The 8,111-nt window shown below is 65.6% G+C and carries 9 protein-coding genes; 2 read left to right on the top strand and 7 right to left on the bottom strand.

Going from position 1 to position 8,111, the window contains the following annotated elements:
* Positions 1–42: 42 nt before the first annotated feature.
* The 3 genes from TVC13_RS17690 to TVC13_RS17680 all read right to left on the bottom strand — a co-directional run bounded on the left by TVC13_RS17690 (position 43) and on the right by TVC13_RS17680 (position 2,561).
* On the bottom strand, positions 43–1,059 hold the full coding sequence (locus TVC13_RS17690; protein ID WP_422402447.1) for an ABC transporter substrate-binding protein: 1,017 nt from the start codon (positions 1,057–1,059) through the stop codon (positions 43–45).
* Between the two features lie 103 nt (positions 1,060–1,162).
* Positions 1,163–1,618 carry a MaoC family dehydratase gene (locus TVC13_RS17685; RefSeq protein WP_422402446.1) on the bottom strand — a complete coding sequence of 152 codons (456 nt, stop codon included), beginning with the start codon at positions 1,616–1,618 and terminating at the stop codon, positions 1,163–1,165.
* Positions 1,619–1,634: 16 nt separating this feature from the next.
* Entirely contained in the window at positions 1,635–2,561 is a 927-nt protein-coding gene (locus tag TVC13_RS17680; protein ID WP_422402445.1) for an SDR family NAD(P)-dependent oxidoreductase, read from the bottom strand.
* A 91-nt stretch (positions 2,562–2,652) separates the two neighbouring features.
* On the opposite strand from TVC13_RS17680, the gene TVC13_RS17675 reads away from it, so the two are divergent.
* A complete protein-coding gene (locus TVC13_RS17675; protein WP_422402444.1) occupies positions 2,653–3,153 on the top strand; it encodes a MarR family winged helix-turn-helix transcriptional regulator in 501 nt (166 codons plus the stop codon).
* On the opposite strand, the gene malQ is transcribed toward TVC13_RS17675, so the two are convergent.
* Positions 3,154–5,292, bottom strand: coding sequence for a 4-alpha-glucanotransferase (gene malQ, locus TVC13_RS17670; RefSeq protein WP_422402443.1), 2,139 nt, complete (start codon positions 5,290–5,292; stop codon positions 3,154–3,156).
* 97 nt (positions 5,293–5,389) lie between these two features.
* On the bottom strand, positions 5,390–5,719 hold the full coding sequence (locus tag TVC13_RS17665) for a DUF6221 family protein (protein WP_152225807.1): 330 nt from the start codon (positions 5,717–5,719) through the stop codon (positions 5,390–5,392).
* 122 nt (positions 5,720–5,841) lie between these two features.
* Here TVC13_RS17665 and TVC13_RS17660 point away from each other — a divergent pair, with 122 nt between their 5' ends.
* Complete coding sequence (locus TVC13_RS17660; RefSeq protein ID WP_422402442.1) at positions 5,842–6,081, top strand: hypothetical protein; 240 nt, start codon at positions 5,842–5,844, stop codon at positions 6,079–6,081.
* A 36-nt stretch (positions 6,082–6,117) separates the two neighbouring features.
* On the opposite strand, the gene TVC13_RS17655 is transcribed toward TVC13_RS17660, so the two are convergent.
* Together TVC13_RS17655 and TVC13_RS17650 are read right to left on the bottom strand one after the other, a co-directional pair.
* Positions 6,118–6,873 (bottom strand): SDR family NAD(P)-dependent oxidoreductase, encoded by a 756-nt coding sequence (locus TVC13_RS17655; protein WP_422402441.1) that lies wholly within the window; start codon positions 6,871–6,873, stop codon positions 6,118–6,120.
* 59 nt (positions 6,874–6,932) lie between these two features.
* Positions 6,933–7,979 carry a 3-hydroxyisobutyryl-CoA hydrolase gene (locus TVC13_RS17650; protein ID WP_422402440.1) on the bottom strand — a complete coding sequence of 349 codons (1,047 nt, stop codon included), beginning with the start codon at positions 7,977–7,979 and terminating at the stop codon, positions 6,933–6,935.
* Positions 7,980–8,111 lie beyond the last annotated feature (132 nt).

Here is an 8,111-nt window from a genome sequence, read left to right as displayed (position 1 = left end):
GGTCCCGCCTGAGGAGGCACAGGCGGGACCCGGCACGGCTCTTTATTCGACCGTCATTGAATCCAGGTCGGGGGCATTCTCGACGAACTTGTACTTGACCATCAGCTCGCCCATGTCGTTGAGCTCCTCAGTCCGCAGTTCGGCGTCGTACTGCTCCATCTTCAGGTTGGCGGCCACTTCCGCCGGCATGTTCATAAAGGCGGGCAGAACTGCCTTGACGTCATCGATGTTGGCTTCCGCCTGGGTGAGCAGATCTTCCATGGCATCCTTGAACTTCTGCACGGTCTCCGCATTCGCAGAGGCGTAATTGCCGGAAGTGAAGGTCACCATGGTGGGCATGCCCGGAACAGCTTCCTGGTTGGAGTAACCCACCAGGACGTTGTCGGGATTGGACAGTGCCTTGCTCAGGAAGGGTTCCGGAATCCAGATGGCATCCGTGTTACCCAGGTCCAGCTGTGCTTCCATATCCGGGAACGGCATCTCGGAGAACTTGATCTGCGTCGGGTCGGCCCCCGCGAGGGATGCTGCCTCCATAATCGTCAGGTCGCCCTGGGTGTTCACGGCATTGACGCTGGCGGTCTTGCCTTCCAGATCTGCGAAGGTGGTGATCCCGGAATCCGCTCGGGCCACTACCCCGTTGATGTCCTCGCCTTCGGCGTAGGAGTTGGAGTACCCTGTGACAATCTTCATGTCCAGGCCCTTGTCCTTGGCCACCATGACGGTCAGCGGGTTGCCGACGGCGAAGTGCATGTCCCCGGTGGAGACTGCCGGCAGCATGGCTGCGCCGCCCTGGCCGGTCTGGAGTTCGACGTCGAGGCCGTGCTCCTCGAAGATGCCTTCATCGACGCCGTACTGCATGGCTGCGGAAGGTGCAATGCCAATGACACCGACCACGATCTGCTCGAGTTCGCCGCCCGCAGCAGCGGACCCCGAAGCTGACGGGGATGAGCTGGACTCGTCGCCTGACAGGCTGCCTCCGCCGCAGCCGGCCAGGGCCAGGGTTGCAACGGCGCCGAGGGCAAAGGCCCTCGCGGCCCGCCGGGAAATGAAGTGCCTCATGACTTTCCTCTTCCTTGAGGGGAGAAATGGATACTGCTGGAGGGTGGTGCCTGTACTGCATTGGTGCTGCCCGGACCGCGGACGGGGCCGGGAGCGCGGTGGATCAGGAATAGAAGCGGGCGAGGAACTCAGCGACTACGGCCGGACGCTCCTCGCCGTCGATCTCGATGGTGTTGGACGTCTTGATCTGCACGCCGCCCTTTACCTCGGTGACCTCGGAGATGACCGAGTGCAGGCGGACCTTGGACCCGACCTTTACCGGGTTGGTGAAACGAACCCGGTCCAGTCCGTAGTTGACCTTGGTCTTGACGCCTTCAACATCGAAGAGTGAACTCCAGAGCGGAATGATCAGGGACAGGGTCAGGAACCCGTGCGCGATAGGCGCGCCGAACGGCCCGTCCTTGGCCTTCTCGGGATCGGTGTGGATCCACTGGTGGTCATCCGTGGCATCGGCAAAGGTGTTGATCTGGTTCTGGGTGATCTCGATGTAGTCGGTGTAGCCCAGGTCCTTGCCGACCAGGGACGGCAGTTCTTCGAGGGTGACAACGGTGGCACTCATGTGGTTTTCCTAGCGGCTAGTTAGCGGTGGTCTGGGGCTGCAGTTCAGCGGGCAGCGGCGGGAACTTCTCCCCCACGGTCTGCTGGTTTTCGGCAAAGGGGAAGGCTTCAGCGAGTTCCTCATAGGTCCAGCCCCCGTCCCGGTATTCGGAGGCGACTGCTTCGGGGTGGGACCAGAGCTGGAGCCGGTCTCCGCCCACGCCGATCGCCTGGCCGGTAATCCCGGCAGCTTCATCGGAGGCCAGGAACGCAATCAGGCCGGCGACGTCGTCCGCGGTGCCAAAGCCCAGGGTCTTGCGGAAGAAGTCCGGCATGGCCTCGCCGCGCTCGTCCGCTTCCACTGCTGCAGCGAAGTACGGCACGGTTTTGGTCATGGCCGTGGCGGCCACGGGGATGACGGCGTTCGCGGTGACGCCGGCCTTCTTCATCTCCATCGCCCAGGTCCGGACCATGCCGACAATGCCGGCCTTTGCGGCTGCGTAGTTGGTCTGCCCGAAGTTTCCGCGCTGGCCGGTCGGGGAACCGATGGCGATGATCCGTCCCGCTACGTTGTTCTCCTTGAAGTAGGCGTACGCTTCCCGGACGCAGGTGAAGGTTCCGCGCAGGTGCACGTTGATCACCAGGTCAAAATCTTCGTCCGTCATCTTCAGCAGCGACTTGTCCCGCAGCACCCCGGCGTTGGTGACCAGGATGTCCAGACCTCCGAAGTTTTCCACCGCCGCGGCCACCAGGGCCTTCGCAGTTTCCGTGGAACCAACCGGAGCGACGACGGCAACGGCACGCCCGCCGTCGGCCGCGACCGCGGCAACCGCCTCCTCAGCAACAGAAGCATCGACGTCGTTCACCACCACCGCCGCGCCCTGCCGGGCCAGTTCACGGGCGTAGGCCAGGCCAAGGCCCCGCCCACTGCCGGTTACAATCGCAACTTTGCCCGAAAGGGACATTCGAACTCCTCAGATATGTGTCCTGTCTCACACCATGACAACTGAGATAGTTGAGAAAGTCAACAGTTGAAATCGGGCGTACTCTTGATGCATGACTGAGACGGCCGATTCAACCGTGCGCGCTGCGCTTCCGTCCGAAGAGGCCGGAATCGAGCGCCTGTATTCATCGGAGCTGGCGAATGAGACGGAGTTCCTGGCCGCGCGTACACGGTCGGTGGGTTCGCGCCGGGCCAACGAGGAACTGGCATCGCTGGATCTGAAGGTCCGGTCCTATTCGGTCCTCTCGCTGGCCTGCAGCGGCCTGAACCCCTCCCAGCGCGAGCTCGCAGAGTTCCTGTTCCTGGACCCAAGCCAGATCGTGGCGCTGGTGGACTCGCTGGAGAAACGGGGCGCCGTAAAGCGCAAAGCCGACCCGCGCGACCGCCGGTCCAACATCATTACCCCCACCGCTGCCGGCAAGAAGCTGTACGCAGAGGCGGCAGCCGTAGTCCAGGCTGCCGGGGAGGGCGCACTCAGCGCCCTTACCCCGGAGGAACGGGACCAGCTGCGCGATCTGCTGCGGCGGGTGGCATTCGCCGACCAGCAGGGTTAGCTAGCCGGTGCCCAACGCCGCGTTCATGGCCCGGGACAGGGAAATGAACCTGGGGTTGGCGGCAAGGTCCTCGACGAGGACCGGGTGTCCGTCCGGCCCGGCCAGCGGAATGCACCAGTTGGGGTATTCACGTGAGGTGCCTGGCTGGTTCTGAGTCCGCCGTTCACCGACGGCGTCCACCAGTCCGACGCCGACCAGCGCAGAGGGGCTCAGTGCGATGAGCCGGTGCAGGGCTTCGACAGTCTCCTGTTCGGAGGCGTTTTCGCCCAGCAGGCCGTGCCTGCGGGCCAGGTCAAGGATGCCACGGGTGGCTGCACTGTCCAGTTCCCGCTCCTCCTCCACCGGACGGTTCAGCAGCCCGAGTGAATCCCGCAGTGTCACGTGCTCACCGGCAAGGTAGCCCGCGGCCGGAGGCAGGTCGTGTGTGCCGATCGTGGCCAGTGCACTGGGACGGTAGTCCGCAGGTTCCCGGGGCCCGTCACCGGTCTGCTCGAACCACAGAATCGAGGTTCCCAGTACGCCGCGCTCAGCCAGATAGCCCTGGACCCAGGGTTCAAAGACACCCAGATCTTCCCCAATAACGACGGCGCCGGCCCGGTGCGCCTCCAGAGCCAGGATGCCAACCAGTGCCTCATGGTCGTAGTACACGTAGGCGCCTGCCCCGGGATCCTCTCCCCGCGGAATCCACCAGAGGCGGAACAGGCCCAGAATGTGGTCCACCCGGACGCCGCCGGCATGCCGGAGGATGGTACGCAGCATGTCCCGGTACGCCCCGTAGCCGCTTTCCGCCAGCCGGTCCGGATCCCAGGGCGGCTGGCTCCAGTCCTGCCCGCGCTGGTTAAACATGTCCGGCGGTGCGCCGACCGAGACTTCCGGTGCCAGCACATCCTGCAGCGTCCAGGCATCTGCGCCGCCGGGGTGGACCCCCACCGCGAGGTCGTGCACGATTCCGATCTTCATGCCGGCGCTGACCGCTGCCCGCTGGGCGGATTCAAGCTGTTCGTCGCAGATCCACTGCAGCCACTTGTAGAACGTGATTTCGCCCGAAAGCTCGGCGGACTTGGTGGCCGACAGGGCGCTGTGCAGTCCCTCCTGCCACTCGGGCGCATCGGGCGGATACGCGGCCGCCAGCGCGCACCAGAGAGCAAAACTGTCCAGGCCCGGCCCGGCGTCGCGCACAAATGCCTCAAACTGCTGGGTCCGCGCCGGGCTCCGCGGCACCTGGTAGACCCGGCGCAGGGCCTGAAGCTTCGCGGCGTAGGAAGAATTGCGGTCCAGCAGGCGTGCATCACGGTCAACGGCCTGCTGCCCGGCAGCGAGCGCCTCGACGGCGGCGCGTTCCGGGGCAGGAAGGTAGGCGTATTCCTCGATGGCTTCCACCCGGATGTAGAGCGGGTTGAAGAAGCGGCGGGTGGCCGGAAGGTAGGGCGAGTCCTCCACCGGGGGCACGGGCTCGGCAGCATGCAGCGGGTTGATGAGCATAAAGGCAGCCCCAGCCTCGCCGGACACCGCGGCGAGGTCAGCAAGGTCCGTCAGGTCTCCGATCCCCCAGGACCGTTCGGAGCGCACGGAGTACAGCTGGGCCATCATGCCCCATGCCCGCCCTCCGGTTTTGGGAGCGGGCAGCCGGTCAGGTGTAATCGCCAGCACGGCTTCGGCTTCCTGCCCGGCAAAGGACACATGCAGGACATGCCAGCCCAGCGGAAGTCCTGCCGGAATTGCCAGTTGGCGGGCTTCCAGTTCGGCGCCGTCAACAATTGCCGTTTCCGCCGCCTGTCCGGGAGCGGGCAGTCCGGGCAGCGGGACGGAACTGCCATCCTCCAGCGTGATCCAGGCCTGCGCCTGTGCATCCCGGGGCAGGTGGACGGCTACCGGAACGGGCTGCTGCTGGCGGAGAACGACGGCGGGCGGCAGTGTGCGCCGCCAGGGCCCCAGTCCCGCTTCCTCGAGGGATGCTTCAGCCTGTTCCCGGGTCCAGGCAGGTGCCCCCCGGGCAGCGAGGACGCTGCGCAGGGATGCGTCCGAGACCTGTTGGACACCGCCGTCCCACCCGGTGAATGTGGTGGCAACATTCTTCGCCTGTGCCAGCTGCTCCAGCAGCTGCCTTGCCGGTGCGGCGCCGTCGTTGTGTTCCGTCATGGAGTCTCCACAGTCATGCGAGCCAATCTAGGCGCAAAGGCATCCCAAAGACAGCCGCGGCTGCGTCCGGACGGCCAAAGGGCTGGGGCGCTGGACGTCAGGGCCGTTTTTCCACGAGACGCCAGACGTCCTGGTAGTCCACATGCTCCGCGTACGGAGCGGCCAGGGCAGCCAGCGCCAGCGTGGTCCACTCCAGTTCATCCGCATAGCTTCGGCTGTCTGCCTCTGCATCCTGCAGCATGCGGGAGAGCGCATTGCGGCGGGCACCGCCGATGATGTCGATCAGCATCAGCTTGGCCTCGCATTCGCGCAGGAGCCGCTCCTCGTACCAGCGGTCAGAGAGGGATATCTCGGAGCCGCCCAGCAGTTTGCGTGACTCTGCGGCATCTTCGTGAAAGCGCGTCAGCAGGAAATCCACGATGTCCATGCCCAGACTTTACGCGTCGGGGAGCGCCTGCGTCAGGAGTCCGTGAGCGTTCCGGGAATATTTGCGGGCACTTGTCTGGTTGACATAACTAGGCCCCCTTCCGAATATCACAGGAGTTCAGTTTGCCCTCAGCATGCGCGTCCCCGTCCCTTTCCAACACCACTGCCCGCCGCGTCCGCAATATCAGTTCGATCCATCGCGGAGACTACGTCGAGGCCCGCAGCGGCGACCAGGTCTACTACCGCGGCGAAGTGCGCGATACGGCGCCCGGACTCGCAACCCTCTGGCTCAACGATGAAGACTCCGGCATGCACACGGCCGTGAGCACCGAGGACTTCACCATCTGGCGGACCAGGCGCTGACCGGTCCCGACCGGCCGTGCCAGGGCCGAACAGCGCCTACTCGATCAGCGCTCCGGCGCTGATATTGATGGTGGCTCCGGTGATGCTTGCGGCCATGTCCGAGGCGGCGAACACTGCGGCGTTGCCGACGTCCTGAAGCGTTGCAGCCCGGTTCAGCAGCGTAGCCGAGGCAATGGCGCCGGCTATTTCTTCCCGGCCCTCCATGTCCGGGGGCAGCGATTCCGGTATGCCGCCGGACCGCAGCGTCACCACCCGGATGCCGTACGGGCCAAGCTCAATGGCAAGCTGGCGCCGCATCGATTCGATGGCTTCCAGGGCGGTAACCAGACCGCCCAGATACTGTCCGCGGTCCTCGGTTCCGGAACCGCCGAAGGCCAGAATCACCCCGGATTTCTGTTCCATCATGTGGCGCGCAGCGGCCTGCGCCGTGATGAAGGTTGTCTGCACGGCAGTGGATACCGGCCGCAGATAGTCCTCCAAATACATCGCAGCCATGGGTGTGCCCTGCACATCCCCGTGCTGGATGACGTTCAGGGAGATGTCCAGGCTGCCCGCTGACTCCGCGACGTCGTCGGCGTGCGCGTTGACTGCTTCCTGGTTCAGCGCATCCAGGACGGCGGTTTCAACCAGCCCGCCCGCCGCCCGGATGTCCGCTGCGACTTTTTGGAGCGGTTCCGGATGCCGTCCGGCGAGGAAAACGCGGGCACCCTCGCGGGCAAAGGCACGCGCTGCCGCTCCCCCAATCGATCCGCCGCCGCCGTAGATAACCGCGTTCCTGCCGTTGAGCAGCATGCCGGTGTCCTTGTCTGAAGAGATGGGGCCGAAGTGCGCCCATTCTGGCACCGGTCAGGTCAGAGAGCCAGAGTCCAGGCCACCTCCCGGGGATCGACGGCGTCAAGCCGCGCGGGGTTCCACCGCGGCTGGTTCCTGTCCAGCAGCCGGGCGCGCACGCCTTCCCGGAAATCGGGGCGTCCGATCATTCGCTCCGCCATCACCAGGTCCCGCTGCAGGACCTTTGCCAGGTCCGGTTCGGCGGCGGCGGCCCGGAGCGCGGTGAGGGCAACGGAGAGGGAAAAAGGCGCCATCGCCCGGATGGCCTGCGCCGCTTCCCGCGCAGCCGGGGCGGGGTGGCGGTCAAGCTTCGCCAGGATGGCAGCGACGTCGCCGCCTGCGTAGCACTCGTCTATCCAGTCCTGCTCGACAGCGAGCGGTGCAGCCGGAGGTTCGACGGCGAGCGCGGCCACCACATCCGCGGCACCGCTGCCCGCGGACTCGAGGGCCGCCAGCAGGGCCGGAAGCGACTCCGAGGGCACGTAGAAGTCCGCAAAACCGCACAGCACGGCGTCGGCACCGGTCATCGTTCCAGCCGTCAGGGCCAGGTGGGTGCCAAGCTCTCCGGGAGCCTGCGCCAAAAGCAGCGACCCGGCGCAGTCCGGGCTGAACCCAATACGCACTTCCGGCATTGCGGCTTTGGTCCGCTCGGTGGCGATCCGGATTCCGGCGTGCCCCGAGACTCCGACGCCGCCGCCCATCACAACGCCGTCCATAACCGCAACGTACGGCTTGGGGAAGGCGGCCACCCGCGCGTTCAGGGCGTATTCAGCAGTCCAGAACTCCATTGCCTCGGCGTCCGTGCCCGAGGCAATGGCGCGGATGTCCCCGCCTGCACACAAACCCCGCTCACCGGCACCATAAAGCACCACCGCCTGAACGGCGTCGTCCGTTTCCCAGTCCTGCAGGACCCGGTCCATCGCCTGGACCATGTCCAGCGTCATGGCGTTCAGGGCCTGCGGACGGTTTAGCCGGATGGTTCCGAGGCTGCCTGAGGTCCAGGCCTGGAGTTCTTCAGTGGCGTGCAGGGATGCTCGAACTGGTGCGGGGGCGGGCGAGGAATTCATGCCCCAAAGCATCCCAAGTTTTTCCCTTTCAGCCCAACTCCGGGCATCGTCCGGCACACAGGTGCGCCGGCCTGTCGCTTATACCCATCTCCGAGCCCACGCGCCTAGGCAGGAGCGCGGATGCCGGCGGCG

It is taken from the genome of Arthrobacter sp. 3Tela_A (genome assembly GCF_049311025.1).
Classification (GTDB): Bacteria; Actinomycetota; Actinomycetes; order Actinomycetales; family Micrococcaceae; genus Arthrobacter_B.
Note: the sequence above shows the minus strand (reverse complement) of the source record. Positions and strands in the feature narration are given on the sequence as shown.